This is a genomic window from Streptomyces sp. SID8352 (assembly GCF_009862265.1).
Lineage (GTDB): Bacteria > Actinomycetota > Actinomycetes > Streptomycetales > Streptomycetaceae > Streptomyces.
Genome location: NZ_WWGX01000006.1, coordinates 194,586 through 221,575, shown reverse-complemented (window position 1 = coordinate 221,575; position 26,990 = coordinate 194,586). Strand labels below are relative to the sequence as shown.

The window sequence follows — 26,990 nt, the reverse complement described above, 5'->3', positions numbered from 1 at the left end:
ATCCCGTGACCCCAACCCAGGCGCCCGCCGCCGCGCCTCCCGCCGCCATGTCCCACCGGCAGATACTCCAGGCCATGTCCGGTCTGATGGCCGGAATGTTCGTCGCGATCCTGGCCGGGACCGTGGTGGCCAACGCGCTGCCGACGATCATCGCCGACCTGGGCGCCACCCAGTCCGCCTACACCTGGGTCGTCACCTCGGAACTGCTGGCCATGACGGCCACGGTGCCGCTGTGGGGCAAGCTGTCCGACCTCTTCAACAAGAAGCTGCTGCTCCAGCTCTCGCTGGCCATGTTCGTGGTCGGCTCGCTGCTGGCGGGCTTCTCGCACGGTGTGGGCCTGCTCATCTTCAGCCGCGTGGTGCAGGGCATCGGCGCGGGCGGTCTGACCGCTCTCGCCCAGGTCGTCATGGCCTCCATCATCCCGCCGCGCCAGCTCGGCAAGTACGCCGGGATCTTCGGCGCGGTCTTCGCCGTGGGCACCGTCGCCGGTCCGCTGGTCGGCGGCGTGCTGGTCGACACCTCGTGGCTGGGCTGGCGCTGGTGCTTCTTCATCGGGGTGCCGTTCGCGCTGCTGGCCATCGCGCTGCTCCAGCGCACGCTGCGGCTGCCCACCGTGCGGCGCGAGGTGCGCATCGACTGGCTCGGCGCGTTCCTGATCGTCGCCGGTGTCAGCGGTCTGCTGATCTGGGTCACGCTGGCGGGCAACGAGTTCGCCTGGGGCTCCTGGCAGAGCCTGACCCTGGCCGCCTCCGGTGTGCTGGTGCTGGCGCTCGCCGTCCTCGTGGAGGCGCGGACCGCCGAGCCGGTCATCCCGCTCGGCATCTTCCGCAACCGCACGGTGACACTCACCACGGTCGCGAGCCTGTTCGTCGGCGTCGCCATGTTCGGCGGGACCGTCTTCCTCTCCCAGTACTTCCAGATCTCCCTGGGCAAGTCACCCACGGTCGCGGGCCTGATGAGCCTGCCGATGATCATGGGGCTGCTGGTGTCGTCCACCGTGGCCGGGCAGGTGATCAGCCGGACCGGCAGGTGGAAGCGGTACCTGGTGGCGGGCGCGATCATCATGGCCGTCGGCCTCGCGCTGCTGTCGACCATCGACGCGGGCACCCACTTCGGGCTGCTCAGCATCTACATGGCGATCCTCGGCATCGGCGTCGGCATGCTGATGCAGAACCTGGTGCTCGCCGCGCAGAACGACGTGCCCGCCGCCGAGCTGGGCACGGCCACCTCCGTGCTGTCCTTCTTCCGCAGCATGGGCGGCACCATCGGCACGAGCGTCCTCGGTGCCGTCCTCGCCAGCCGGGTCGGCGACGAGATCGCCAAGGGCCTGCGGGAGACCGGCGCCGCCGTGCCGGGCGGGGGCTCCGGCGAGACCACCGTCCCCGACATGTCCACACTGCCCGGGCCGATCCGCGCCGTCGTCGAGCACGCCTACGGTGTGGCCACCGCCGACCTGTTCCTGGTCGCCACGCCGTTCGCGCTGCTCGCGCTGGTGGCCGTGGTGTTCCTGAAGGAGAAGCCGCTGAAGACCACCAGCGGCATGGAGCGCCTGGCCGAGGAGTCCGCCGGGGCGGCCGAAACCCCGGCCGCCCCGGTCGGCTGAGCCCGGCCGCGCCACCCGTACGGGGGAGCCGCCCGTCCCCGGTACCGGGGGCGGGCGGCTCCCCCGTACGTCGGGTCGGCGGACGCAAGGCGTCGTGCCCGGCGGACGACAGGCGGCGTGCGGGGCGGGGGCCGGGGGTGTCTCCCCCGGAGGGACGCGGCCCGGACGCGCGGCGCGTGTTGCGGTCGTAACGCGGGGGACGGCAGGCTGCGGAGGTGCCCACTCTGCTGATCGTGCATCACACGCCGTCCCCGAACTGCCAGGCGCTCCTCGAAGCCGTCGTGGCCGGGGCCACGGCCCCGGAGATCGAGGGGGTGCGGGTGGTGCGGCGGGCGGCGCTCGCGGCCACCCCGATCGACGTCCTGGAGGCCGACGGATACCTGGTGGGCACCCCGGCCAACCTGGGGTACGTCTCGGGGGCGCTGAAGCACTTCTTCGACCAGGTGTACTACCCCTGCCTGGACGAGACCCGAGGCAGGCCCTTCGGCTCCTACGTGCACGGCGGCAACGACACCACCGGCGCGGCCCGCGCCATCGAGACGATCACCACGGGACTGGGCTGGCAGCGCGCCGCCCCGGCGGTCAGCGTGATCGGTGAGCCCGCCAAGGGCGACCTGGACGCCTGCTGGGAGCTGGGCGCGGCCCTGGCCGCCGGGCTGATGGACTGACCCGCCGCGCCCGCCCCGCCGGCACACCATGGCCCCGCCCCGCCGGCCCACCACGGCCCCGGGCCGCGACGGCGGTCACGCCCGCCGGGCCCGCCCGGTCGCTACAGGGGGGTCGCGGCGCGGAGGATGAGGAACATCGTGACGGCGGAGTTCGCGGACGACATCGCGGAGACGGCGGTCCCGGCCGCCGCCGCCCAGGCCGCCAGGCCCACCGAGGTGAAAACCGAGGGCCAGTTGCGCACCGCGGGGGCCGGACCCAGCAGGGCCGCCACCCGGCGCGGCACCGGACCGGGCGCCGCGAGCCCCGCGAACACGGCGTGCGGGGCGCCGCGCGAGACCAGGGCCGCCCTGCCGATCGCGACCGCCACCACGCGGCGGTCCCCCACCGTCCGGGCGGCCTCCTCGTCCGCCCACCGCTCCGCCGTGTAGGCGACGGCCGTCCGCAGCGGCCGGAGGAACGGGTTGGCGAGCGCCGCGAGCCGCACGGTGAGCAGGAAGCGGTGGTGGCGGGCGGCCAGGTGGGCCCGCTCGTGCGCGAACAGCGCGCGCCGCTCCCCGGGCCGGAGCAGGCCGAGCAGTCCGGTGCTCACCACCACCCGGTCCCGCTCCCCGCCGGGCAGCGCGTAGGCGTAGGGCGTCGCGTCGGGCAGGACGGCCACCTCGCGGCCGGGCAGTCCGGCGAGCGCGCGGTGGGCGCGACGGCGCACCCGGCCGTGGCGCCACAGGGCCCGCGCCGAGGCGGCCACCACGGCGCACAGCGCGGGTATGGCCGCCCGGCCGATGATCTCGTCGTGGGGCACCGCCGCCCGCACCTCGGGGTCGGACCAGGCGTCGGGCAGCGGGTTGCCGGGGAGCTGGGCGGTGCCGACCACCATGACCAGGGCCAGGCAGACCGTGCTGCACAGGGCCATCACGGCGGCCACGGCGGACAGCAGGCGGGTGGCGGTGCGCGGGTGCAGATGCTGCTCCGCCAGCCGCGCGACGGGCCATGCCGTCAGCGGCAGGACCAGTGGCAGTAAGACGAAGAACCCCATGAGGCGTCAGACGTCCTCCGGGCCGCGTCCGTGCTCCAGGAGTTCGCGCAGCAGGCGCTCGTCGTCCGGGTCCAGCCCGGTGACGAAGCTGGCGAGGACGGCCATGCGGTCGCTCTCCCCGTCCAGGACCTTGCGCATCTTGCGCGCTGCCAGCCCGGCCTGGTCCGCCGCCGGGGTCCAGGCGAAGGAACGGCCCGCGCGCTCGCGGCCGACGGCGCCCTTGTCGAGCAGCCGGGTCAGGATCGTGATCACCGTGGTGTAGGCGAGGTCGCCGCCCATGTGCTCCTGCACCCAGCCCGCCGTGACGGGGCCGTCCGCCTCGCGCAGCGCCGCCAGCACCAGTGCCTCCAGCTCGCCCTGGCCCCTGCGCCTCGGGCGCCGGTGATCCGTCACCGCCCGCCTCCCTTCCGCCGCCGTCCGTTGTCCGAGGGGACATCGTATAGACGGCCGGGAGGTGTGCCCGGGGCGGGCGGGGAGCGACGCGTCCCGGGAGGCCGGGCCCCAGGACCCCACGCTCTGCGGACCGGGCGGTGCCCCCGGCCGGGGCGCCGCTCCGCCGTGGAGCAAGGACGCCCGGTCCGGGCGCGACGCCTGCGGGCGGCGCGGACGACATGCCGACCGGTCGGCCCCATGGCGGTCACCGCGATCCCGCGAACGGAGCCGGGCTCACCGGCCGGGGCGCCGCCGCCGTCACCGCTCGGACCGGATCTGAGCGGATCGGATCTGAGCGGATCGGACCGGTGGCCGGACGGGGGCGGGGGCCGTCCCCGTCCGGTGGCCCGGGGCGGGTCAGGGGCGCAGGATCAGACGGACCGGGTTGCCCTCCTTGCTCTCCAGCCGGGCGACCGCCTCGGCGGCGTCGGCCAGCGGCAGCACCCCGCTGATGGAGCCGGAGAAGTCCAGCCGCCCGCCCTGGACGAGGCGGAGGAGCTGCGGCAGGGCCACCGGCATGTCGGAGCCGTAGTGCCCGAGGACCCGCTGCTGGAGGTAGCTGAAGCGGGTGCCGTCGGTGAGGTTGAGCGGCTTGTCGGTCAGGCCCACCAGCACCAGCCGGCCCTTGGGGGCGAGGACGGAGACGGCCTGCTCGCGCACCGGCGGCACCCCCGCGAAGTCGAAGGCGACGGCGAGCCCCGCCCCTCCCGTCGCCGCCGCGACGGCCTGCGGGAGCTCCGGATCGGCGGGGTCGAGGGCGAGATCGGCACCGGCGGCCGTGGCGCGCTCGCGGGCGACCGGGGTGGGGTCGACGGCGACGACCGGGCAGGCGCCCACGGCGCGCAGCAGTTGCACGGCGTGCACGCCGAGGCCGCCGGCCCCCCAGACACCGGCCGCCTCGCCGGGGCGGACGGCACCGGTGTCGGTGATGGCACCCCAGGGCGTGGAGACGGCGTCGGGGATGATCGCGCCCTGTTCGAACGGGATGGAGTCGGGCAGCGCGGTCAGGGCGGTGGCGGAGGACAGTGCGTACTCGGCCCAGCCGCCGTCGTAGTCGACACCCCGCGTGTGGGTGACCCCGTCGCGGACCTCTCCGGCGTACAGCACGACCCGCTGCCCGGGCGACCAGGCCGTGACGCCGGGGCCGGTCTCGGCGATGGTGCCGGCGACCTCGTGGCCGAGGGTGACGGTGTCGCCGGGCAGGAGCAGCGGGGTGAGGGTGCCGTCGATGAGGTGGACGTCGGACAGGCACACCCCGGCGGCCTCGACCTTGACCAGGACCTCCCCGGGTCCGGGCTGCGGCCGGGGCACCTCCTCCATCCGCAGGGTGCGGCTCGGGACGTGCAGGCGGGCGGCGAGCATCTGCGCCATGTCATGACCTCCTTGGTGCTGCGACCCCCGGCGGCGGACGATCGGTCCCCATCGCAGGTCGACTTGCGTTAACCGTAGCACTCAACGCAGGTCGAGTTGCTTTAGGCTGGGCCGATGACCTCTCCGGAACCCTCCGTCCCGCCCCTGCGCCGCCGGGGGGAACCGATGCGCCGGGCCGTGCTCGCCGCCACGGTCGAGCTGCTGTCGGCCCAGGGGCTGGCCGCGACGACCGTCGGTGCCGTCGCCCGAGCAGCCGGGGTGCACGAGACCTCCGTCTACCGGCGCTGGGGTTCCCGCGAGAACCTGGTCCTGGACGCGCTCACCACCCGGATGGACACGGCCCTGCCGATACCGGACACCGGGCGGGTCCGGGAGGACCTGCTGGAGTTCTTCGGCGCGCTGGCCGGGCTGCTCGGCACCGCACAGGGGCGCGCCCTGCTGCGCCTGAGCGTCGAGGCCCAGGAGGACGCGTCCCTCGACGACCGGCGCCGTTCGTTCTGGAGCGAGCGCCTGGACCGGGCCGGGGAGATGGTCCGGCGCGGGGTGCGGCGCGGCGAGCTGGCGGCGGACACCGACGCCGGTCTGCTGATCGAGGCCGTGAGCGGCCCGCTGTTCGTGCGCGTCCTGCTCAGCGAGGCGCCGCTGGACGGGGAGCTGGTGCGGGGGCTGGTCGATCTCGCCCTGGACGGTGGTCGGTCCCGGGCCCAGCAGGAGGGGTGACTCCTGCCTCGGGGCGCGACGGCCGACGGACGGGCGCGAGGCCGACCGGCGTGGTCCGGGCCGCGGGGCGGGTCCTGGCATGAGCGGGCCCACCGCTCATCCGGCGCCTCGGCGGCGCGACGGGCGGGTGCGGCGGGGTGCGGCAGCTCCGGGCACTCTTCGGACCCGCGCGGCGGGGAACCCGGAGCCGGTCGTGACCGTCCGCGCGCGCCGCCGCGCCCCGTGCCGAAGGAGTCACCGGATGCGATCCTGGATCAAGGGACTGATCGCGGGCGCGGCCGGAACCGTCGCGCTCAACCTCACCTCCTACGGCGACATGCTGCTGCGCGGCCGGGGCTCCAGCGAGGTGCCGGCCCACCTCGTGGACGCGGTCGCCGACCGGGTGGGGCTGGTCCTCGGCGACGAGGAGTCCGGCCCGCACCGCGAGCAGGCCGTCGGCGCTCTGCTCGGGCATGCCACCGGTCTCGGCGTGGGCGCGGCCTACGGGCTGCTGCGGGGGCGGCGCGGACCGCTGCCGGACTGGGTGGCGGGGCCGCTGCTCGGCGCGGCCGCCATGGCGGGCGGCGACCTGCCGGCCACCGCGCTCGGGGTGACCGATCCCGGCCGGTGGGACCGGGTCTCGTGGCTGTCCGACCTGATCCCGCACCTGGTGTACGGCTACACCACGGCGTCGGTGTACCAGGCGCTGCGCTGAGCCGCCGGGCGCCGCTTGCCGGTGGGGCGCCGGTGGTGGAACGATGCCCCGGCCACCTCGGCCCGCGGCATCGTTCCGCGCCGTCCACCGGAGGACCCTCGTGACCGACGACCTGCAACTCCCGCCCCCCATCACCGTGTTCGACGAGCTGGGCGCCGAGTACGAGAGGGCCTTCGCGGGGGATCCCGCGCGACGGCGTTCCCTGGAATGGCTGCTCGGACGCCTGGCACCGGGCAGCAGGGTCCTCGACGTCGGCAGCGGTACCGGGCGGCCCACCGCCGAGACCCTCGCGGACGCCGGTCACCGGGTGCTGGGCGTCGACGTCTCCCCGGTGATGACGGAGCTGGCGGCCCGGCAGGTCCCGGCGGCCTCGTTCCGTTGCGCCGACATCCGCGACGAACCGCTGGAGGAGGCGTCGCTCGACGCGGTCTGCGCCTACTTCTCCCTGCTCCAGCTGGACCGGCGGGAGCAGACGGAGACCCTGGGACGGCTGACGCGGGCGCTGGTGCCGGGCGGCCATCTCGCCCTGGCGACGGTGCCGTTGGACATCGAGAACGTCGACGCCCTCTTCATGGGCCACCGGGTGCGGGTGAGCAGCTTCACCGCGCCGGACCTGACGGCGCTGGCCGAGGAGTCCGGCCTGGAGGTCCTGGAGCGGGAGGAGAGCGAGTTCACTCCGGCATATCCCGACGCCACCCCGGAATCGCACCTGTTCCTGCACTGCCGCCGCCGCGCGTAGAGCCGTCCCGGCCACCGGGCCGGTGGGCGGGGCGACCGGCCGGGAGCGGGCCCGCCCTCTCCTGCCGGCGCGGCACCGGACCGGGGGTCACCGGTCCACCGCGAACGGACCGGTGACCGCGCCGACGAATCCGCGCCGACGCTCGACGGACGCGTTGGGCCGACGCCCGCCGCCCCCGACAGCCCGCACCCCGTGCCGGTGGCCCGGCGTTCCGCCGTAACACCCTTTCAGAGAGGGGCCGACGCCCCCTCCCCCGGATGCGCTCTCCCGGTGGCGTGGCGATGGTCCGGCGGTGAGGCTGGTACGGGCGCCCCGAGAGGCGCCGTCCGCACCCGACCCCGCACCCGCGCCGCGAGACCCCTCTGTCGCGTTCCCGCACCACGGCGTACGCGGGCCTTTCCGGTGTCGGCCCCCCGGCGGTTCGCCGACGGGTCCCGCCCGGCGGGGTCCGATTCCGGTGCCGGCGCTCCGTACCTCCCCCGACGGGCGGTGGGAGCGGGGATGCCTCGATCCCCGGGGTCCGGGTACGCGGTCACGGCCCGTCCGCGGATCGCGGAACGCTGAACGCCCGGCCGCGCGGTGGCCGGAGCAGAACGGAGAGCAGCCCGATGAGCGAGGCCAACCCCCTCAGGCGCGCCGCCCACAAGGTCACCGACGCCCTGCGGGGCGACGACGGCGGGCCGCCGGACGGGATCCCCGGCAGGCCGGCCGTCGAGTCGCCCCCCGTGGCCGAACCCACCGAGCCCCGGGAGCCCCTGCCCCCGAAGCCCGACCAGGGCGGTCCTGCCACCGTGTCGCCGACCGGGCAGCCGACCGGAGCCGACCGGGCCCGCGTGGCGCAGTCCGGCAGCTATCTGACCAACGCGCAGGGCACCCGGCTGTACGACACCGACCACTCGCTGAAGGCGGGACCGCGCGGGCCGGTGCTGCTCCAGGACCACCATCTGCGCGAGAAGGTCATGCACTTCGACCACGAGCGCATCCCCGAGCGGGTGGTGCACGCGCGTGGCGCCGGAGCCCACGGGGTCTTCCGGAGCTACGGCACGGCCGCCCGGGTGACCCGGGCGGGGTTCCTCGCCGCGGACGTGGAGACGCCGGTGTTCGTGCGGTTCTCCACCGTGGTCGGCTCGCGCGGCTCGGCGGACACCGTGCGCGACACCCGGGGCTTCGCCACGAAGTTCTACACCAACGAGGGCGTCTTCGACCTGGTCGGCAACAACATCCCGGTCTTCTTCATCCAGGACGCCATCAAGTTCCCGGACGTGGTGCACGCCGCCAAGCCGCAGCCCGACCGGGAGATCCCGCAGGCGCAGAGCGCGCACGACACGTTCTGGGACTTCGTCTCCCTGCACACCGAGGCGACCCACCACACCCTGTTCTTCATGGGCGACCGGGGAATCCCCCGCTCGTACCGGATGATGGAGGGCTTCGGGGTCCACACGTTCCGGCTGGTGGACGCGGAGGGCGCCACCACCCTGGTCAAGTTCCACTGGAAGCCCCGGCTGGGCGTGCACTCCCTGGTCTGGGACGAGGCGCAGCTCATCAACGGCGTCGACCCGGACTTCCACCGCCGGGATCTGGCGGACGCCATCGAGGCGGGTGCCCATCCCCAGTGGGAGCTGGGCATCCAGACCTTCCCGGACACCCCGGACCAGACGTTCGAGGGCATCGACCTGCTCGACCCGACGAACCTCGTGCCGGAGGAGCTGGCGCCCGTCCAGCCGGTCGGGGTGATGACCCTGGACCGCAACCCGTCCGACTTCTTCGCGGAGACGGAGCAGGTGGCGTTCCACGTCGGCCATCTGGTGCCGGGCATCGACGTCACCGACGATCCGCTGCTGGCGGGGCGGCTGTTCTCGTACCTGGATACGCAGATCTCCCGGCTGGGCGGCCCCAACTTCCCCCAGCTCCCGGTCAACCGGCCGCACGCGCCGGTCAACGACATGCTGCGGGACGGGATGCACCAGACCGCCGTGCACCGGGGGGTGGCGCCGTACCGGCCCAACTCCCTGGACGGCGGCTGCCCGTTCACGGCGGGCGCGGACACCGGGGCGTTCGTGGAGGCGCCGGTGCGGGTGCCGGAGGCGACGAAGGTGCGCGAGGCCCCGGAGTCGTTCGCCGACCACTTCAGCCAGCCCCGGCGGTTCTGGCTGAGCATGAGCCCGGTGGAGCGCGAGCACATCATCGGCGCCTACACCTTCGAACTGGGCAAGTGCTACGAGCGGGCCATCCGGGAGCGGACGCTCCAGGTTCTGGCCAACATCGACCCGGAGCTCTGCGCGGGGGTCGCGGAGGGGCTCGGGCTGCCCGCGCCGGGGCCCACGGTGCCACTGGCCGACGTGGCGCCGAGCCCCGCCCTGTCCCAGGTCGGCGGCGCGTGGCCGACCGACGGGCGGGTCATCGGGATCGTCACCGGCGGGGCCGACCTGGAGGGGGTGGCGGCGGTGCGGGAGGCCGTGCTGGACGCGGGCATGGTCCCGCTGGTGGTCGCGCCGACCGGCGGCACCCTCGGTTCCGGCGGCACGGAGCTGACGGTGCAGCGGAGCTACCTCACCGCGCGGTCCGTCGAGTTCGACGCCGTACTGCTGGCCGGGGTGCCCGCGCTGGGCGGGGACGCCTACACCGCCCGGGACTACAAGGCGCCGCCGTCCCCCGCCACGCCCTCCACCACCGACCCCCGGGTGAGCCTGCTGGTGGCGGAGGCCTTCCGGCACGGCAAGGCCATCGGGGTCTGGGCGGGCGGCGAGGCGGCTCTGGCGTCGGCGGCCGTTCCCGCCGACGCGCCGGGGGTGGTCGTCGCCGACTCGGGCACGGCGGCCCTGGCGCGGATCACGGAGCTGCTGGGCTCCCACCGGGTGTGGGAACGCTTCACCACACCGACGGGCTGACGGGGAGAACGGGCGGGGACGGCGGCGGGCGGGCCGCCGCTCCCGTCCACCGTCGCGCCGTCACCCCGCCCCGCCCGCTCGGCCGATGATGCGGTGGGGTGAACAGCCTCGCCCCGCAAGGGTTTTCGTGCGTTTCAGCGCAGCACGCGCAGCGCGCCGGGCAGTACCCGGGCGGTCACCGGGAGGACGGCGTCCACCTCGCCGTCCGCGCCGTACGGCAGGGACCGGTCGGCCTCGACGCGTATCTCCCGGCCGCGCACCACCCGCACCTGGGGGCGGCGCACATGCGCACCCGAGGCCAGTTCGTTCATCAGGGCGAAGAACAGCCGGCGCGGGGCGTGGTGGATCATCACGACGTCCAGCAGTCCGTCGTCGATCCGGGCACCGGGGGCGACGAGGCGGTCGAAGCCGTAGTAGCCGGAGTTGGCGGCCACGACGGTGTAGCCGGTGAAGGAGTGCTCCGCGCCGTCGACGGTGACCCGGTAACGGGCGGGGCGCCAGCCTGCGACGGCCCTCAGCGCGCCCGCGTAGTAGGCGGCGGTGCCGCGCAGCAGCCGGGAGCGGTTGGCGTGACGGTTGGCGAGCGCGTCGACCCCGGCGTAGACGCTGCCGAGGACGGCCGTGCGGTCGTGGACCGCCGAGGTGACCTCGATGGTGTCGACGGCACGCGGTTCCCCGTGCAGCAGGACGGCGGCGAGCCGGGCCGGGTCGTCGGACAGTCCGAGGGCCCGGGCGAAGTCGTTGCCCCGGCCCGCGGGGACGAGGCCGAGCGGCGTCCCGGTGCCGCTGAGGGCGCCGCCGACGCAGCCCGCCATGCCGTCGCCGCCGACGGCGAGCACCACCCGGCCCCGCTCCCCTGCCCGCAGGGCGAGTTCACGGGCGTGCGCGAGGCTGCCGCTGTGCTCCGTCTCCAGCCCGGCTCCGGCCTCCCGCAGCAGCCGGGCCACCCCGCGCAGGGCGGTGGCAGCGGTGGCACCGCCCGCGGAGGGGTTGACGACGGCGGTGAACTGTCGCATCGCTGTGCCTTTCGGAACCGGCGGACGGCGCCGGGCCGGCCCTCCGCCGGGGAACGGGCGGGGTGGCGGGCCCGCGCCGTGCGGGACGGGGACGGGACGGAGGGGGCCGGTGGCGGGGCGGGACGGGGCGGTCGGTCGGCGGGCAGCAGGACACCCGGGTCGAGCACGCCGGAGGGGTCCGGCCGCCGCTCGACGGCGCGCGGCGAGTGGACGCCGAGGGTCCCGGCCTCACGCACGCAGCGGTCGCGGTGGTCGGTGCCGACGGCGTGGTGGTGGGTGATGGTGCCGCCCACGGCGAGGGGCGCGACGTCGGCCGCGTACTTGGCGCGGGTCCAGGGGGCCACCGGGTCCGCTCCCCTGGCGCGGACGACGGTGAAGCAGATGGAGCCCATGTTCTCGGGGGCGTGCGCGACGTGGCACATGACCAGCGGCGGGATGCCCGCGGCGGTCGGCATGGCGGCGAGCGCGTCGCACGCGGCGGCGGTGTGCGGCGCCGCGGTCCGGGACGAGTGGGCGGCGGTCTCCAGGGGCTCGGCGAGCGCCCTGGAGTCGAGCAGGGACCACCGGCGGCCCGTGCGCGGCGCGGGCCCGCGGGACGCCGAGAACCTCGTCGCGGCTCTCGGGCGCCGCGTCGGCGGGGGCGACGGAGGCGGGGGCGCAGGGGGTTGCGCCGAGCACGTCGCGCAGCGGTCCGGATCACCCCGGCCGTTCCACAGCGTCATGGCCTGTCGTCCTCACCGGTCGCCTGGTCGCGATGCCGTGGGCACGGCTTCACAGGGCGCTACACCGTGACACATGACACCCAGCCGTCACAACCATGGCGAACGGGCGGTGAGCGACCCGGGGGTGGCCGGTGAGGGCGACGGTGACGCGGGACCGGGCCGGAACGAGGAATGAAGGGGCCGGGGGCCGGAGCCTGTGCCCGGCCCCCGGCCCGCCGTACGGGGGTCCCGGTCGCTCCTCAGGCGCCGGGATCGGTTTCCTGGAGGGCCTCGCGGATGCCCGTCTCGACCCGGTCCCGCGATTCGTCCCCCGCCCTGATGTACTCGGCCATCGCGGTCCGCGCGTCCCGGTCCAGGTCGCGCCAGGCCCTCAGCGCGGTCTCATAGGTATGGGACTGCCGGGGGGTCCATCGGTGCTGGGTCGGAGGTCCGTACGAGTCGCGCAGCACCTCGACCCGGCGCTGTGCCTGGTCGGCGGCGCGACGCTTGTGCACGAGTTCGTCGAATGTGTGAGCCACACTCGAAAAGCCTAGTGAGCCGGGTGCGGTTCCGCGCGTCGAGCCGAAGCGGGCCCGCGTGCGACGGGCGAGCCGGGACGGCGCCGGGCGCGCGCGAGGGCCGGGCGGCCGACTCGCTGTCGGCCGCCCGGCCCTCGACACCTCGCCGGGCGGTCGGGCCCCTGCTCAGTGCCGAAACGCGTCCTTGCCCTTCTCCTTGGCCTGGCGGACGTCGCCCTTGGCCTGATCGGCCCGGCCCTCGGCGGTCATCCGCTCGTTGCCGACGGCCCGGCCGACCGCCTCCTTGGCCTTCCCCTTGGCCTGTTCCATCCGGCTCTTGGACTTCTCGCTGCCGGCCACTGGTACTCACCTCTCCTGGCGTTCGGATGCTGTTCCTCCTGCGGGTCGCCCGTGTCGCCGGAATCAAACCCGGCGGCTCGGCGAGGGGCGGCCGAGGGGCGCGGCGTCGCGCGGGCCCGAGGGAGGGTCCGGTCTCCGACAGGTGTCAGAAATCGGTGAACACTTCGCAGTGAAGTGTTCACCGATTCTCACCCCCTCCGCGACTCCCGGTCAGCCCTGGCCCGCGTGGGTGATGCTGTGCGCCGTCTCGGGTGGGCAGGTCCGGTCGCCGTCCTCCACCCTGTCCCGCCGCCGGTCGACGACGGCCACGGCCAGGGCACCGAGCATGGCCGCGACCCCGGAGCCCACGGACAGGGCCACGGCCGCGTGGTAGTCGTGACCGGTGGCGTTCAGCGTGAGGTAGAACAGGCCCGGCAGCGCGGCGGTGCCGACCGCGCCGCCCAGCCGCTGCCCGGTCTGGAGGGCTCCCCCGGCGGCGCCCGCCATCCGCACCGGGACGTCGTGCAGGGTCATGGTGACGTTCGGGGAGATCACACAGCCGCTGCCGAGCCCCCCGATCAGCAGGGCGGGCGCGGCGACCCAGGCGGCCCGGTCGGCGGGGACCTGCCAGAGGATCAGGGCCGTTCCCCCGAGGCCCGCCATGACGGCGATCAGCCCCCACACGGTGAGCGTCCGGCCCAGCCGGTCCACCAGCCGCCCGGCCACGGCCGCCGCGACGGCGGAACCGACGGCGAAGGGGGTGACCGCCAGCCCCGAGCGCAGCGGCGAGAAGCCCAGCCCGTCCTGGAAGAACAGCGCGAACACCAGCCACACCCCGCTGAAGCCGATGAAGTACAAGGTGCCCAGGACGGCACCGGTGGCATAGCCGCGGGTCTCGGTGAGGAGACCGGGGTGGAGCAGGGGCTCCCTGCCGCGCCGGGCGGTCAGGCGTTCCCAGCGGGTGAAGCCGGCGAGGATCAGCAGGCCCACCGGGAACAGCCACCACAGCCGGCGCAGCCCTCCGGCGTCCGCCACCACCAGCGGCAGCATCAGCGCCAGGATCCCCGCGCCCAGCAGGGACACGCCGACGGGGTCGAGCCTGCCCCGGCCGCCGCGCTCGACACGGGGCAGCAGCCGGGCGCCGAGCACGAGGGCGACGATGCCGACGGGCACGTTGACGTAGAAGATCCACCGCCAGCCGTGCGGTCCCGCCAGCGAGAGGATCAGGCCGCCGATGACGGGGCCGACGGCACTGGAGATCCCGACGGTCGCGCCGAAGAGACCGAAGGCACGCCCGCGCTCCGCGCCCCGGAAGAGCTGCTGGATCAGCGCGGAGTTCTGCGGGGCCAGACAGCCCGCCGCCACCCCCTGTGCGAGCCGCGCGACCACCAGCAGGGTGATCCCGGGCGCGGCCCCGGCGGCGGCGCTGCACAGCACGAAGCCGGCCAGCGAGAGGAGGAACACCCGGCGTCTGCCGTAGGCGTCGCCGACGCGTCCGGCGGTCACCAGGCTGAGGGCGAAGGCCAGCGCGTAGCCGGAGACGATCCACTGCACGGAGGCCGCCGAGGCACCCAGCTCCCGCTGGATGGAGGGCAGGGCGACGGCGACGATGGTGACGTCGAGGAGCGTCATGAACCCGGCGACCAGAGTCACCCAGAGAGCCCGCCACCGGTTGGGGTCCACACGGGCTCCCTTCACGAGACCGCCGCTCCGGCACGGGCGCCGGGGCGGTGCGCGGTTCCCCGGCCGCGTCACCCACGGCAACCGTTCCAAACCCGTGGCCTGCGCGAAGGCCGGCCCGACGCGGCTCCGCACGGGCCGTGCCGGGGCGCCGCCGGGACGGTCGTGCCGCTGCGCTGCTCGCACAGGCCGCCGCACGAGTCGTCGCACGGGCCGCCGCACGGGCCGCGGGGCGATCGGCCCGGGCGGCGGGACCAAAACCCCCTCTGTGACATCCCATAAGCGGGCCTTATGGGGCCATAGACCGGACCCAGGTACCGACTTAGGGTTGCCTTAGTTTAGGCTTCACTGCGAGTCGATACGTCGCCGCTCGAAGGGAACCTGAACATGCCCCGCCCTCTGCGGGTAGCCATCGTCGGATCCGGCCCCGCCGGGATCTACGCCGCCGACGCCCTGCTCAAGTCCGAGGTGGCCGCCGACCCCGGCGTCTCCATCGACATCTTCGAGCGCATGCCCGCGCCGTTCGGTCTGATCCGTTACGGCGTGGCGCCCGACCACCCGCGGATCAAGGGCATCATCACCGCCCTCCACCAGGTGATGGACAAACCGCAGATCCGCCTCTTCGGCAATGTGGACTACCCCACCGACATCAGCCTGGACGACCTGCGCGCCTTCTACGACGGCGTGATCTTCGCCACCGGCGCCACCGCCGATCGCGCGCTGGACGTCCCCGGCATCGGTCTCGACGGCTCCTACGGGGCCGCCGACTTCGTCTCCTGGTACGACGGGCACCCCGACGTGCCGCGCACCTGGCCGCTGGAGGCCGAGAAGGTCGCCGTGCTCGGGGTCGGCAATGTTGCCCTGGACGTGGCCCGCGTACTGGCGAAGACCGCCGACGAACTGCTGCCGACCGAGATCCCGCCGAACGTCTACGACGGACTCAGGGCGAACAAGGCCGTCGAGATCCACGTCTTCGGCCGCCGCGGCCCCGCCCAGGCGAAGTTCAGCCCGATGGAACTGCGCGAGCTGGACCACTCGCCCAGCATCGAGGTGATCGTCGACCCCGAGGACATCGACTACGACGACGGCTCGATCGCCACCCGGCGCGGCAACAAGCAGGCCGACATGGTCGCCAAGACGCTGGAGAACTGGGCGATCCGTGACGCCGGCGACCGGCCGCACAAGCTGTTCCTGCACTTCTTCGAGTCCCCCACCGAGATCCTCGGCGAGGACGGCCGGGTCGTGGGCCTGCGCACCGAGCGCACCGCCCTGGACGGCACGGGCAACGTCAAGGGCACCGGCCGGTTCAGGGACTGGGACGTCAGCGCGGTCTACCGCGCCGTCGGCTACCTCTCCGACCAGCTCCCGAAGCTGCCCTGGGACCTCGGGTCCGGCACCGTCCCGGACCGGGGCGGCCGGGTGATCGAGGACTCCGGCGAGCACCTCACCTCCACGTACGTCACCGGCTGGATCCGGCGCGGCCCGATCGGCCTGATCGGCCACACCAAGGGCGACGCCAACGAGACCGTCGCCAGCCTGCTGGACGACCACGCCAACGGCAGACTGCACACCCCCGTCGCACCCGCCCCGGAGGCCGTGGACGCCTTCCTCGCCGAGCGCGGCGTCCGCCATACGACCTGGGACGGGTGGCACAGCCTCGACGCCGCCGAGCGCGCACTGGGCGAGCCGCAGGGCCGCGACCGCGTGAAGCTCGTCGAGCGGGAGGACATGCTCCGCGAGAGCGGCGCCTGACCGGCACACCGACCGACGGCGCCGGGGCCGCACACGGCCCCGGCGCCGTCGGCGTGTCCGGGACGGGCGCGCGGTCACGGTGACCACGGCCCGGGCGCGCGCAGATGGACGAGGGAGCCCGGCGGGCGCGCGGAGGAAGCGGGGTGTGCGCCCCCGGGCGCGCGGAAGCACGGTCGGGCGGGGCACGGACGGGCCCGCCCCTCTGCGGATGGTGGGCGGGCCCGCCCGCGCCGCTCATTGTGCGGGGGCGCGGGGCCCGTAGGCCAGAGGCCGACCAGGATCGGCCGGACCCGGGGCCCGCGCACGCCACGACGGGCCGCGACGGGCCGGTCGCGGGTGGGGCCACGCCTTCGGGCAACGGGAGGAGGGGCGCCCTCCTGTTCCGTGCCCGTGTCGGGCCGGAGGGTGCCGAACCGTACCGGCTGCCTGCGTTCCGGCCGGCGGCCGTGCCGTCAACGCGCCTTCGGCGGGCCGGGCCGCCGGACCCCGGGTTCCCGGAAACGGCCCGGAACGGCGATACTGGGGGTCCGCCCGTACACCGCCACCCCCATGGACCGATGCCGAGCCATTCCACCGCCCGTCCCACGACCCCGCCCACGCTGTGGCCGGCGCGTGGCCGCCATGTCGGTTCCGCCGCGGAGGACACCGTGCGGCACACCCTCCGTCGGCACAAGGACGCCCAAGTCCTCGACGACTTCCAGGAGTTCGCTCCGGAGGGGACCGGCGACCGGCTCCCCGGGCCGCATGTCTTCGAAGCCCGCTGGAGGGCCGCCGACACCGTCACCGTACGGGCCCGGCTCACCCTGGCACCGCCCCGCGGAGGCGGGCAGGCGTGGACCCTCCTCGCCGAGGCGGAGGACGCCTGGGACCCCGCGTGGCCGTCCCCGGCCACCATGTTCTGGCCCGACGACCCCGACGTCACCTGGGACCGCGACATCGCCACGGGCCTGCGGATGCGCGGCATCAACAACCTGCCGGACGACGACAGGGCCGTACGGCGGCTGCTCAAGGAGGCGCGGCGCAGCCCCTGGAACATCCATGTCGTCGTCCATGAGGCGATGACCCCCGACCACCGGGGCCGGGTGCCGCTGGCCGACCGGCTGCCGCCGGGGCTGCGGCACCGCGTGGTGGAGCACCGGGCGGCCCCGCAGCAGTTGCGGGCCGTGAACTGGGCGCTGGCCGACCTCGGCGCCGAGGTGCCGCGCGGCGGCGCGGTCGTCCTGCCGGGCAGCCCGGCGCCGGACGGCTACTCGGCCGCGGAGTACACGGTGCGCACCGTGTACCTGGACGGCTCGGAGCCCACGGAGCTGATGGACGCCGTGGCGGCCTTCGCCGGACTGCCCCGGCCGCTCGCGGACGGCGCCGAGGAGGAGCTGACCGCGCTGCGGGAGGACTGGCGGCTGCTGACGACGGAGGAGGAGCTGGTCCGGCAGCGCAAGCTGGTGGCGATGTACGCCGAGGCGCTGGCGGCGATGACGGAGTCCCGTGACCTGTACCGGGAGGCGGCCGAACGCGCGAACGAGGCCCTGGCCGCCTGCCGGCAGTCGGCGGGCGCCTCCGGGCGCCAGGCGGGCGGCTCCGGCACGTCCCCGCTGCGGCAGTTCACCCGCACCCTGGAGCGGTTCCGCGGCGGGCGGCGGGCCTCCCGGACCGCGGCGGACGGCGCCCAGGACCCGGGCGAGGACGGGCGGCGATCCGACGACCCGGCACCCGGCTCCGGCTCCGGCTCCGGCTCCGGCTCCGGCGGGACCTCGGCGCGGGACGGTTCGGAGGACTGACACCCGCCGGGTCCGACGCCTCCGGGCCGTCCTCGGGAAAGCGGCCACGCGGGTCACGCGCGCCCCCCCCCGGGGGGAGTCGGCGACCCGGAACGCGGCACGACCGTCCCGGAACACGACCGTCCCGGAATCCCAGGCGGGCCCCGGCCCCAAGGTGAACTGTGCCCTCGGCACGGGCGCCGCCTACCGCCCCGTACGGGTGGACGACGCCTCCCGCACGGTGCGCGCCGCGCCGCCCGACCGGTGATCCCCCGTCCCGCGGCGCCCGGGAGCCCGGGACGCCCGGAAGGGAGCACGGGGGAACGCCCTGCGCCCCGGAACGGGTATGGGGACGGGGCGCACGAGGGCGCCCCCACGTGTCAGCCCGCGCTGCGTGGATACGCGGACCGCACAGCACGGCCCGTCCCGGAAGGTCACCGACGCCATGGACAGCCAGCACCACGACGGCCCCACCGCCCCCGCACCCGCACCCGCACCCGCCCACAGCTCACCGGTCGCCCTCACGGTCAACGGCGTCCCGCACACCCTGACCGTCGACCACCGCCGCGTCCTGCTGGACCTGCTGCGGGAGGACCTCGGGCTGACCGGGGCCAAGAAGGGCTGCGACCACGGCCAGTGCGGCGCCTGCACCGTCCTGGTGGACGGGCGGCGGGTCAACGGCTGCCTGCTCCCGGCCGTCGCCCTGGACGGCGCCTCGGTCACCACCGTGGAGGGCCTCGCCGGGCGGGACGGGGAGCCGCACCCCCTGCAACGGGCGTTCCTGGAGCGCGACGCGTTCCAGTGCGGGTACTGCACCCCCGGCCAGCTCTGCTCCGCCGTCGGAGCGCTCGCGGAGGCCGCCGCCGGACACCCCTCGCACGTCACGGACCCGGAGGTGCCGTCCGGCGGGCCGGTGCCGCTGGACCGGGACGAGATCCGGGAGCGTCTGAGCGGCAACCTGTGCCGGTGCGGGGCGTACCCGCGCATCGCCGACGCGGTCGAGGACGTGATCCCGTGAAGCCCTTCGCCTATGTGCGGGCGACCGGTGTCGAGGAGGCCACCGCCGCCTTCGCCGCCCATCCCGGGGCCCGCTACCTCGGCGGCGGCACCAACCTCGTCGACCTGATGAAGCTCGGAGTCGAGACACCCGGCGCGCTGGTCGACATCACCCGGCTGCCGCTGGACGCGGTGGAGGAGCTGCCGGACGGTTCGCTGCGCGTCGGGGCCACCGTCCGCAACAGCGACCTCGCGGCGCACCCCGCGGTCCGGGACCGCTATCCGGCGTTGTCCCAGGCGGTGCTGGCGGGCGCCTCCGCGCAGTTGCGCAACGCCGCGACCACCGGCGGCAACCTGCTGCAGCGCACCCGCTGCCCGTACTTCCAGGACGTCACCAAGCCCTGCAACAAGCGGGAGCCCGGTACCGGATGCGGCGCGCTGGAGGGCCTGCACCGGGATCACGCGGTGCTCGGGCACTCCGGCAGGTGCGTCGCCACCCACCCCTCCGACATGGCGGTGGCGCTGGCCGCGCTGGACGCCCGGGTGGAGCTGCACGGCCCGGAGGGATCGCGCCGGATACCCGCCGCCGACTTCCACCGGCTGCCCGGGGAGCATCCGGAGCGGGACACCGAGATCCATCCCGGCGAGCTGATCACCGGTGTGGTCCTGCCCGCCGCCACGGCCGGGCTGCCCTCCGCCTACCGCAAGGCCCGCGACCGGGCGTCGTACGCCTTCGCACTCGCCTCCTTCGCCGCCGTGCTGCACGTGGCGGACGGGGTGGTGGAGCGGGCCGGACTCGCCTTCGGCGCGCTGGCGCACAAGCCGTGGCGGGCGCGCCGGGCCGAGGACGCCCTGCGGGGCGCGGCGCCGACCCTCGCGGCGTTCGAGCACGCCGTGGAGCTGGAGCTGGCCGCCGCCGAGCCGTTGCGCGACAACGCCTACAAGGTGCCGCTGGCCCGGCGGCTGGCCCTGGACGTACTGGCCCGGCTGGCACCGCCCGCCGCGGACTGACCCCGCGCCCGCGAGGGCGCCCCCGAGGAGGACCCATGACCGGCACCGAGACCGCGCTGGGCGCGCCCGTCGAGCGCCGGGAGGGACCGGAGAAGGTCACCGGCACGGCGCGGTACGCGGCCGAGCACCACGTCCCCGGCCGTGCCCACGCCCGGCCCGTCCCGGCGGCGATCGCGCGCGGCCGGGTGGCCGGCGTCGACACGGCGGCGGCGCTCGCCCTGCCCGGAGTGCTGGCGGTGCTGACGCACGAGAACGCCCCCCGGTCGGCGGAACCCGACGATCCCGTGCTGGCCGTCCTGCGCGGGCCCCGCGTCCCGCACCGGGGCTGGCCCGTGGCCCTGGTGGTGGGCGAGACGCCGGAGGCCGCGCGGGAGGGCGCCGCCGCCGTCCGCGTCGCCTACGAGGCGGACGGCTTCGACGTGACCCTCGCCGAGGGGCACCGCGACGCCGTGGTCCCCGAGACAGCCAACGGCGGCTACCCGGCCGTCACCGCGCACGGCGACACCGGGGCGGGGCTCGCCGCGGCGGCGGCCCGGATCGACGTCGAGTACCGGGTGCCGCCGCTGCACAACCACCCCATGGAGCCGCACGCCACCACGGCCCGGTGGGACGGCGAGGCGCTGACGGTGCACACCTCCAGCCAGGGGACCACCGCCGTGCGCCGGGAGCTTGCCCGGATGTTCGCGCTGCCGCCGGACCGGGTCCGGGTCCTCGCGGAGCACGTGGGCGGCGGCTTCGGTTCCAAGGGCACGCCCCGGCCCGACGTGGTGCTGGCCGTGATGGCGGCCCGGCACACCGGCCGCCCCGTCACCGTGGCGCTGCCCCGCCGGTATCTGCCGTCCGTCGTCGGCCACCGGGCGCCGACCCTGCACCGGCTGCGGCTGGGCGCGGACGCGGAAGGGCGGATCACCGCCCTGGTGCACGAGGTGACGACGCACACCTCCCGGATCAAGGAGTTCGTGGAGCAGGCGGCGGTACCGGCGCGGGTGATGTACCGGGCCCCGGCCCTGCGCACCGTGCACCGCGTGGTCCCCCTGGACGTGCCGACGCCGTCCTGGATGCGGGCCCCCGGCGAGTGCCCCGGCATGTACGCGCTGGAGTCCGCGATGGACGAGCTGGCCGTCCGGCTCGGCGTCGACCCGGTGGAGCTGCGGATACGCAACGAGCCGGACACCGAGCCCGACAGCGGCCGGCCGTTCAGCAGCCGGCACCTGGTGGAGTGCCTGCGCGAGGGCGCGCGCCGGTTCGGCTGGACCGGCCGCGACCCGCGTCCGGGGACCCGCGCCGCCGGGTCCCTGCTCACCGGCACCGGGGTGGCTGCGGCCACGTATCCGGTGCTGGTGGCTCCGTGCGCCGCGACGGCGCGGGCCCTGCCGGGCGGGGACTTCCTGGTCCGGGTCAACGCCACCGACATCGGCACGGGGGCCCGGACGGTCTGCGCGCAGATCGCCGCCGAGGCGCTCGGGGTCGGGCCGGACCGGGTGGCCGTCGAGATCGCGGACAGCGACATCGGGTTCGCCCCGGTGGCGGGCGGCTCCGCGGGTACCGCCTCCTGGGGATGGGCCGTCCACGAGGCGTGCGGGCGGCTCATCGAACGGCTGGCCGGGACGGCGGGCCCGCTGCCCGAGGAGGGCGTCGGTGCCGCCGCCGACACCACGGGGACGGCCGACGCCGAGAGCCCCTTCGCCCGGCACGCCTTCGGCGCGCACTTCGCGGAGACCTCGGTGGACACGGTGACCGGGGAGGTGCGGGTGACCCGGATGCTGGGTGTGTTCGCCGCCGGTCGCATCCTCAACCCCCGCACGGCGCGCTCTCAGTTCATCGGCGGGATGACCATGGGCCTGGGCATGGCGCTCACCGAGGACGGTCCGGTCGACCCGGCGTTCGGCGACTTCGCCCGGCCCGACCTGGCGTCGTATCACGTGCCGGTCCACGCCGACGTGGGGAGCGTGGAGGCGTACTGGGTCGACGAGCGGGACGACCGGCTCAACCCCATGGGCGGCAAGGGCATCGGGGAGATCGGCATCGTGGGCGCCGCGGCCGCCGTGGGCAACGCCGTGCACCACGCGACCGGTGTCCGCTTCCGTGAGCTCCCGCTCACCCCCGACCGGGTGCTGACCGGGCTCCTGGACCACGGGCATCCGCCGGGCACGCTGGGCGTCCGGTCCCCGCGGCGGAACGGGTGACCGACCGGGTGGCTCGGAGCGGGGGCCGCCGTCCCAGAGGACGCGGCGGCCGGACGCGGGCGACGGCGCGCGGCCTCCGCGGCACCGGCCGCCGCCGCGACGGGTACCCGGGCTTCCCGGCGGCGGGCCTTCCGACGGCGGGCAGGGTGGCGGGCTCGGTGGTCGCCGGCCCCGGGCGCCGGTGGCGGGCGCGGTGGTGGCCGAACCCGGGCGCCGGTGGTCGGCGGCGGCCGGAGGACCGGCGCCGGGCGGCGCGGCCCGAGGCCCGGCGGGCGCGGCGGAGGCGGCGAGGTCAGTGGGTGACGCGGCCGACCCGGGCCATGGTCGCCGGTGACCCGGCCCGCCCGCCGGAGGTCCGGCCCTCGGAGGTCCGGCCGTCGACCCGGGCGCAGAGGGCGGCGAGCGCGCTGAGCGAGGCCAGGACGGCGAGGCCGACGGCGGCCCAGGTGGGGGCCAGTGCCAGCTCCATGGCTCGGGCCGGCCGCGGCGAGGGCCCGGTGGCGGCGTGCAGTGCGGCGACGGCCGACGCCGCCGGGGCGAGGACCGCCAGGGCGAGCGCCTCGGGGACTGGGCGCACGGTCAGGAGCAGGGCGACGGCCAGGCAGAAGGCCGACAGGCCGAGCGCGAGGGCGTAGGCGCGGACGGTGGTGCCATCGTGGTCCGGCGGGAAGTGGGCCACTCCGCAGCAGGCGAGCAGGGCGACGGTGAGCCGGAGCGGCCAGTCAGCCGTGCGCGCGTTGGCCGGGGGCACCTCGGCGGGTTCCGGCGCCGAGGCGGGCCGCCGGACCGGGAGGGCGTGCCGACGCCCGGGAAGGGGGTCCCGTGCCGGGGCGGCCGGTTCGCGGTCCCGGGTGCGGTGCGGGGACCGGCGGCGTCCGGCGCCCAGTACGCGGCGCAGGACGCGGCCGCAGAGGACGCCGGTCGAGCCGCCGCGCGCGGCGGGACGCCGGGGCCGGTCGCCCGCGCGGGTGCCGTCCGGGCCCTCCCCGGCCGGCGGGCGGCGGCCCGGGTCGGGGGCCCCCTGCCGTTCGTCGGCCAGGCGGCCGATCAGTTCGACCAGTTCGGTGACGGGCCTGCCGAGGGCGGCGGTGCGCACGGCCTCCTGGCCGCAGCGCGGTTCCAGAGGGGCGCGGTGCAGCAGGTCGACGAGGCGGGTGACGTCCTCCACCGAGCGGCTGCGGACCGCCGCGCGGACCGCCTCGTCGGCGCCGTCGGGGCGGCGCGGGGGCCGGGTCAGGAGGACGGCCAGCCGGGCCACGTCCTCCACGGGGCGGTGGACGCCGACCGCGCGGAGCGCGTCGGCGGTGGCACTCTGGTACCGGGGCGACAGCTCCAGCGCGGTGATCAGGTCGACGACCTCCTCCAGCGGCCGGTCGGCCACCGCGGCGCGCACCAGGTCGCCCACGGGGTCGCCGTGGGCCGCGGGGCAGGGTTCGCCCGGTCCGGGTTCCGGGGGCCGTTCCCCGGCGGCGGGGCCGGGCCGGAGGGTTCCGGTGCCGCAGGTGGTGGGCGCGGCGGGCGGGTCGAGGAGGGCTATGTCGTCCGCGGACGAGCGAGGTGAGGAAGAGCCGGTGGTCATCATCTCTCCGTGTGAGGGGGTGCCGCCCTGCTCCCCGATGTGCGACACGCGTGGTGTGGTGACCATTACTAGGCGGGTCCGCCGCCGGGTGCCACTCCTGATGCGCCACGGGGATGAGGGAGGCGGCGGACGGCACCGCCGGGGCCGTGCCGGGGAAGACGGACGGAGGAGGGCGCGCGCCGCGCGCCCGTGGCGGAAGGGGCCGGATGGACACGTCCACGGTGGTGATCGTGACGGGGCTGGCGCTCGCGGCGGCGGCCGTGCTGGCCGTCGCGGTGGCGGTGCTGGTGCGGCTGGTGCGCGCCCGGCGGGACCTGGTGCGCGCGGGGCTGCCGGCGGGGCCCCGGTGGGTCTTCTGGGGAGCCGTCCTCTATCTGGTGCTCCCTGCCGATCTGCTTCCGGACCCGGTCTATCTCGACGACATCGGTGTGCTGCTGCTCGCGCTGCGCTCGACCCGGGGCGCGCTCGGCGGGCGGGGAGGGGGCGGGGAGCGGCGTCCGGAAGCCGGTGCGCCGGATGACGGCTCCGGCCCGGGGGCAGGGCGCGGGTGGTGGCCGGGGAGGCCCGGCGGCCGGACGGCCCGGCCGGGGTGGGGGGCGGCGGGTCGGCCGTCCGCCCGCTCCGCCGCCGGCGGCCGGTCCGACCGGGTCCCGCGGAAGCGGTGAGCGGACGGCACGGGGGCGGCGGGGCGACGAGCGGGGGTGTACGTCAGTTCGGGCGCGGTCCGGGCAGCAGAGCGGTGCGCTGCCAGCCCGCCCCCGGGGAGGGCGGTGGCCGGTCGGTGCCGGGCAGATGGCCTGGGAGGTGGCCCTGCGTGCGCAGCGGGCGCATGACGACCTCCAGTTCCCGGTGCAGGCGCTCGGCCTCCCCGCGCACCTGCGCGGGGACGTCGCCGCACTCGGCGACGAGTCGGTCGTAGATGGGGGAATCCTGGAACACCCGTCAACGTGCCTTTCGTGTCGTCCGCCCCCGCACGGAGGCGCGACTGAGCAGTCTAGGCGTCCCGTCGGGCGGTGCGGCCCATTCCGTCCAGGATGTGGGAGCCGCCACGCGCCGGGCCCGCCGCGCGGTCCGGTCCGGTGCCGTCCGGCCGGTTCGCCGCCCGGGGCGGGCCCATGCGGTGTCGCGCACCCCGGGGCGCGACGGGATCACACGGCCAGCGGCAGGCCGCTCTCCCCCTCCGGGTCGGCCGTGCGGACGGGCTCCGCACACCGCCTCCCGCTCAGCAGCGCGTCGGCCCTGGCCACCGCCTCGTGGATGCGGCTGGTCGCCGTCATGACGCACAGGGTGTAACTGACGTCGGCCAGTTCGCGTGCCGCCTCCGGCAGTTCCCGCTCTGCCTGAGCGATCCGCAGCGACGCGTACCGCGTCAGCAACTCCCTGACGACCTTCGGGTCCGGTTCGAGCACGTGGCGCCCCTCTCTCGATGTGGCCTGCGTATGCCCGGACCTGCTCGGAACATTCCTCAACTGCACGCTGACGCCCGTAATTGACCGGAAACAGCGCGCATGGCGAAAGGATGTGCGGATGCGAAGCGGACCCCCGCGCCTCCTCCCCCGCAGGGGCGGGGGCCTCCTCCCCCAGGGCGGGTACGGGTCTCATTCCCCGATGGCGCGCGCCAGTTCGGTGGTGGCCCGGGCGATCTCGCTGTCGTCCTCGGCGAGCAGGTCCTCCAGGGCGCTCCGGCGGCTGCGCACCGCCTGGCGGGCGGCCCGCTCCCACACCACGGGGTTCTCCCGGTGGTTGAGCAGCTTGGGGTAGACCGTGGCGGTGCTCTCCCACTGCCGGGCGTCCGCGATGCTCTTGAGGAGCTGGATGATCTGGGCCCGGCAGCTCACCTGCGGCCACCGCGCCAGCTCCCAGAGGAAGGGGACCGTCGCGGCGGTGGCCTGCTCGACCACGAAGCCGTACTGGCAGATCCGCCCGCGCAGATCGCTGAGGGCTCCCCGGGCGGTCTCGGGGTCGCCCCAGGCGACCTCGTCGAGCAGCCGGGGGATGGCCTCGGCCGATCCGCTGGAGTCCCGGATCTCGTCCCAGGGCACCCGGTCCAGTCCCGCGAGGGGCGTGGTCCGGGCCGCTCCGGGGGGCGCGTGGCGGGCGGCACGCTCGGAACTCGGTGGTGGCGTCGGAGCGCTGCGCATGGTGTGGGGCCCTTCCGCGGCAGTCGGGTCAGATGAGGGGGCGGGCCGGCAACATGGCCCAGACGGTCTTGCCCGCGGGGGGCCGGGGGTGCCAGCCCCATTCCTCCGCCAGGGCCTCGACGATGCGCAGGCCGCGCCCGCGCTCCCGCAGCGCGGATCCGTCGGAGGGACCGGGCACGGGTGCGTTGTCCCCGGAGTCGGAGACGGTCAGGGTCAGGTGCCCGGTGCCCAGGGCGAGTCCGAGGCGCACCTCCGGCTCGCCCGCCGCGGGCGACGGCAGCGCGTGCGCCATGGCGTTGGCGGCCAGTTCGGTGAGGACGAGGACGGCGTCGTCGCCGAGGTGGTCGACGGACCAGCCGCGCAGCGTCTCGCGGGTGAAGGTCCGGGCCCGGGCGAATCCCTCCCGACTGCACCCGATGCGCAGCACCGCGCGGACGGGGTGGGCCGAGGGGGCGGCATCCGAGGGGGCACGGGGAACGGGCGGCCGGTCACGGGAGCGGAACTCCGGCGCGGCGGTGTGCGCGAACCCGGCGGCCCGGCCGGTCGCGCCCGTCTCCGGCGCGGATCGGCCGGTGGACCGAACTGTTCGATGCACGGATAACGGCACAGCATCTCCCTGATGCGACGTCAGGACAGGGCGCCTACAGAGGGGTTGACGCCAGCGTTAGTATCCCCGTGACAGCGCTCGCGTGCAATTGCACGAGAAATTGCGCGAAAGGAATCGGCCGGGAGCGGTGAAGGCCGACACAGTGCGGACCGCTCCCCCGGACGGCAAGGAGACTTCGGTGCCAACAGTGCGAAACGGTGTACGGGCCAGCTCGCTGGAGACTCACTGGATCAAGACTCGGCACAGCGCCGCCGAGGGCAACTGCGTCGAGGTCGCGCGCGTCGACGGGGGGATCGCGATGCGCAACTCCCGCTTCCCCGACGGCCCCGCGCTCGTCTACACCACGGCCGAGGTGGCCGCGTTCCTCGCCGGGGCGAAGGACGGTGAGTTCGACCACCTGCTCTGACCGGGGCAGTCGCGCCGCCACCGCCGTCCCCCGGCGGTGGCCCGGAGGCCGACTCCCGGGATTCCACCGGGGTTTACTCCGGACCGGGGCGTTCCCGCCCGGCGGAATGAGATAGTGTGTTTACTCAAATTTGCCGGTCGACCGGGGAGCC

The 26,990-nt window shown here is 75.7% G+C and carries 24 protein-coding genes and 2 pseudogenes; 13 read left to right on the top strand and 13 right to left on the bottom strand.

All coding sequences use genetic code 11. The features are described from left to right. The first annotated feature begins 47 nt into the window (after positions 1-47). Complete coding sequence (locus GTY84_RS02135; RefSeq protein WP_202549024.1) at positions 48-1,604, top strand: MDR family MFS transporter; 1,557 nt, start codon at positions 48-50, stop codon at positions 1,602-1,604. 215 nt (positions 1,605-1,819) lie between these two features. Next, a complete protein-coding gene (locus tag GTY84_RS02130; RefSeq protein WP_161224278.1) occupies positions 1,820-2,272 on the top strand; it encodes an NAD(P)H-dependent oxidoreductase in 453 nt (150 codons plus the stop codon). A 101-nt stretch (positions 2,273-2,373) separates the two neighbouring features. On the opposite strand, the gene GTY84_RS02125 is transcribed toward GTY84_RS02130, so the two are convergent. The 3 genes from GTY84_RS02125 to GTY84_RS02115 form a co-directional block, all read right to left on the bottom strand. Then, complete coding sequence (locus GTY84_RS02125) at positions 2,374-3,306, bottom strand: M56 family metallopeptidase (protein ID WP_161224277.1); 933 nt, start codon at positions 3,304-3,306, stop codon at positions 2,374-2,376. A 6-nt stretch (positions 3,307-3,312) separates the two neighbouring features. Continuing rightward, positions 3,313-3,699 carry a BlaI/MecI/CopY family transcriptional regulator gene (locus GTY84_RS02120; protein WP_161224276.1) on the bottom strand — a complete coding sequence of 129 codons (387 nt, stop codon included), beginning with the start codon at positions 3,697-3,699 and terminating at the stop codon, positions 3,313-3,315. 396 nt (positions 3,700-4,095) lie between these two features. Further along, positions 4,096-5,109 (bottom strand): zinc-binding dehydrogenase, encoded by a 1,014-nt coding sequence (locus GTY84_RS02115; protein ID WP_161224275.1) that lies wholly within the window; start codon positions 5,107-5,109, stop codon positions 4,096-4,098. 114 nt (positions 5,110-5,223) lie between these two features. Between GTY84_RS02115 and GTY84_RS02110 the strand changes: the two genes are divergently transcribed. From GTY84_RS02110 to GTY84_RS02095, 4 genes are all read left to right on the top strand, one after another. Continuing rightward, positions 5,224-5,829 (top strand): TetR/AcrR family transcriptional regulator, encoded by a 606-nt coding sequence (locus GTY84_RS02110; protein WP_202548981.1) that lies wholly within the window; start codon positions 5,224-5,226, stop codon positions 5,827-5,829. Between the two features lie 241 nt (positions 5,830-6,070). Then, on the top strand, positions 6,071-6,523 hold the full coding sequence (locus tag GTY84_RS02105; protein WP_161224274.1) for a hypothetical protein: 453 nt from the start codon (positions 6,071-6,073) through the stop codon (positions 6,521-6,523). 100 nt (positions 6,524-6,623) lie between these two features. Continuing rightward, complete coding sequence (locus GTY84_RS02100) at positions 6,624-7,262, top strand: class I SAM-dependent methyltransferase (RefSeq protein WP_345943312.1); 639 nt, start codon at positions 6,624-6,626, stop codon at positions 7,260-7,262. A 608-nt stretch (positions 7,263-7,870) separates the two neighbouring features. Further along, positions 7,871-10,150: a catalase gene (locus tag GTY84_RS02095; protein WP_161224272.1), complete on the top strand. Its 2,280-nt coding sequence runs from the start codon at positions 7,871-7,873 to the stop codon at positions 10,148-10,150. Positions 10,151-10,284: 134 nt separating this feature from the next. Here GTY84_RS02095 and GTY84_RS02090 read toward each other — a convergent pair whose 3' ends face one another. The 5 genes and pseudogenes from GTY84_RS02090 to GTY84_RS02070 form a co-directional block, all read right to left on the bottom strand. Beyond that, the gene (locus GTY84_RS02090) at positions 10,285-11,166 is read right to left on the bottom strand and encodes a YegS/Rv2252/BmrU family lipid kinase (RefSeq protein WP_161224271.1); all 882 of its coding nucleotides are present in this window, start codon (positions 11,164-11,166) and stop codon (positions 10,285-10,287) included. A 134-nt stretch (positions 11,167-11,300) separates the two neighbouring features. Next, positions 11,301-11,726 (bottom strand): annotated as a pseudogene (locus GTY84_RS02085) (FAD-linked oxidase C-terminal domain-containing protein); the annotation flags it as partial. 401 nt (positions 11,727-12,127) lie between these two features. After that, on the bottom strand, positions 12,128-12,406 hold the full coding sequence (locus GTY84_RS02080) for a hypothetical protein (protein WP_345943311.1): 279 nt from the start codon (positions 12,404-12,406) through the stop codon (positions 12,128-12,130). 165 nt (positions 12,407-12,571) lie between these two features. Then, positions 12,572-12,745 carry a CsbD family protein gene (locus tag GTY84_RS02075; protein ID WP_161224270.1) on the bottom strand — a complete coding sequence of 58 codons (174 nt, stop codon included), beginning with the start codon at positions 12,743-12,745 and terminating at the stop codon, positions 12,572-12,574. Positions 12,746-12,955: 210 nt separating this feature from the next. Beyond that, positions 12,956-14,407 (bottom strand): MFS transporter, encoded by a 1,452-nt coding sequence (locus GTY84_RS02070; protein ID WP_345943310.1) that lies wholly within the window; start codon positions 14,405-14,407, stop codon positions 12,956-12,958. A 384-nt stretch (positions 14,408-14,791) separates the two neighbouring features. Here GTY84_RS02070 and GTY84_RS02065 point away from each other — a divergent pair, with 384 nt between their 5' ends. From GTY84_RS02065 to GTY84_RS02045, 5 genes are all read left to right on the top strand, one after another. Beyond that, positions 14,792-16,156, top strand: a complete 1,365-nt coding sequence (locus GTY84_RS02065) for an FAD-dependent oxidoreductase (RefSeq protein WP_161224269.1) — start codon at positions 14,792-14,794, stop codon at positions 16,154-16,156. Between the two features lie 557 nt (positions 16,157-16,713). Beyond that, positions 16,714-17,934 (top strand): hypothetical protein, encoded by a 1,221-nt coding sequence (locus tag GTY84_RS02060; protein WP_237531968.1) that lies wholly within the window; start codon positions 16,714-16,716, stop codon positions 17,932-17,934. A 424-nt stretch (positions 17,935-18,358) separates the two neighbouring features. Then, a complete protein-coding gene (locus GTY84_RS02055) occupies positions 18,359-18,931 on the top strand; it encodes a 2Fe-2S iron-sulfur cluster-binding protein (RefSeq protein WP_161224268.1) in 573 nt (190 codons plus the stop codon). Beyond that, the gene (locus GTY84_RS02050) at positions 18,928-19,920 is read left to right on the top strand and encodes a xanthine dehydrogenase family protein subunit M (protein WP_161224267.1); all 993 of its coding nucleotides are present in this window, start codon (positions 18,928-18,930) and stop codon (positions 19,918-19,920) included. Before GTY84_RS02055 ends, GTY84_RS02050 begins: the two co-directional genes overlap by 4 nt. A 35-nt stretch (positions 19,921-19,955) precedes the next feature. Beyond that, positions 19,956-22,106, top strand: coding sequence for a xanthine dehydrogenase family protein molybdopterin-binding subunit (locus tag GTY84_RS02045; RefSeq protein WP_161224266.1), 2,151 nt, complete (start codon positions 19,956-19,958; stop codon positions 22,104-22,106). Between the two features lie 292 nt (positions 22,107-22,398). Here the strand turns inward: GTY84_RS02045 and GTY84_RS02040 are convergent, their stop codons facing one another. Beyond that, positions 22,399-23,733, bottom strand: coding sequence for a hypothetical protein (locus GTY84_RS02040; RefSeq protein WP_161224265.1), 1,335 nt, complete (start codon positions 23,731-23,733; stop codon positions 22,399-22,401). Positions 23,734-23,891: 158 nt separating this feature from the next. Here GTY84_RS02040 and GTY84_RS33325 point away from each other — a divergent pair. Further along, a pseudogene (locus tag GTY84_RS33325) lies at positions 23,892-24,182 on the top strand (hypothetical protein); the annotation flags it as partial. 211 nt (positions 24,183-24,393) lie between these two features. Here GTY84_RS33325 and GTY84_RS02030 read toward each other — a convergent pair. From GTY84_RS02030 to GTY84_RS02015, 4 genes are all read right to left on the bottom strand, one after another. Then, positions 24,394-24,624 (bottom strand): hypothetical protein, encoded by a 231-nt coding sequence (locus tag GTY84_RS02030; protein ID WP_161224264.1) that lies wholly within the window; start codon positions 24,622-24,624, stop codon positions 24,394-24,396. A 209-nt stretch (positions 24,625-24,833) separates the two neighbouring features. Further along, positions 24,834-25,094: a DUF5133 domain-containing protein gene (locus GTY84_RS02025; RefSeq protein WP_161224263.1), complete on the bottom strand. Its 261-nt coding sequence runs from the start codon at positions 25,092-25,094 to the stop codon at positions 24,834-24,836. Positions 25,095-25,283: 189 nt separating this feature from the next. Further along, the gene (locus GTY84_RS02020; RefSeq protein WP_161224262.1) at positions 25,284-25,826 is read right to left on the bottom strand and encodes a hypothetical protein; all 543 of its coding nucleotides are present in this window, start codon (positions 25,824-25,826) and stop codon (positions 25,284-25,286) included. A gap of 28 nt (positions 25,827-25,854) precedes the next feature. Further along, complete coding sequence (locus GTY84_RS02015) at positions 25,855-26,421, bottom strand: ATP-binding protein (protein ID WP_265291864.1); 567 nt, start codon at positions 26,419-26,421, stop codon at positions 25,855-25,857. 190 nt (positions 26,422-26,611) lie between these two features. Here GTY84_RS02015 and GTY84_RS33320 point away from each other — a divergent pair, with 190 nt between their 5' ends. Further along, positions 26,612-26,839, top strand: coding sequence for a DUF397 domain-containing protein (locus tag GTY84_RS33320; RefSeq protein WP_161224260.1), 228 nt, complete (start codon positions 26,612-26,614; stop codon positions 26,837-26,839). The last annotated feature ends 151 nt before the right edge of the window (positions 26,840-26,990 follow it).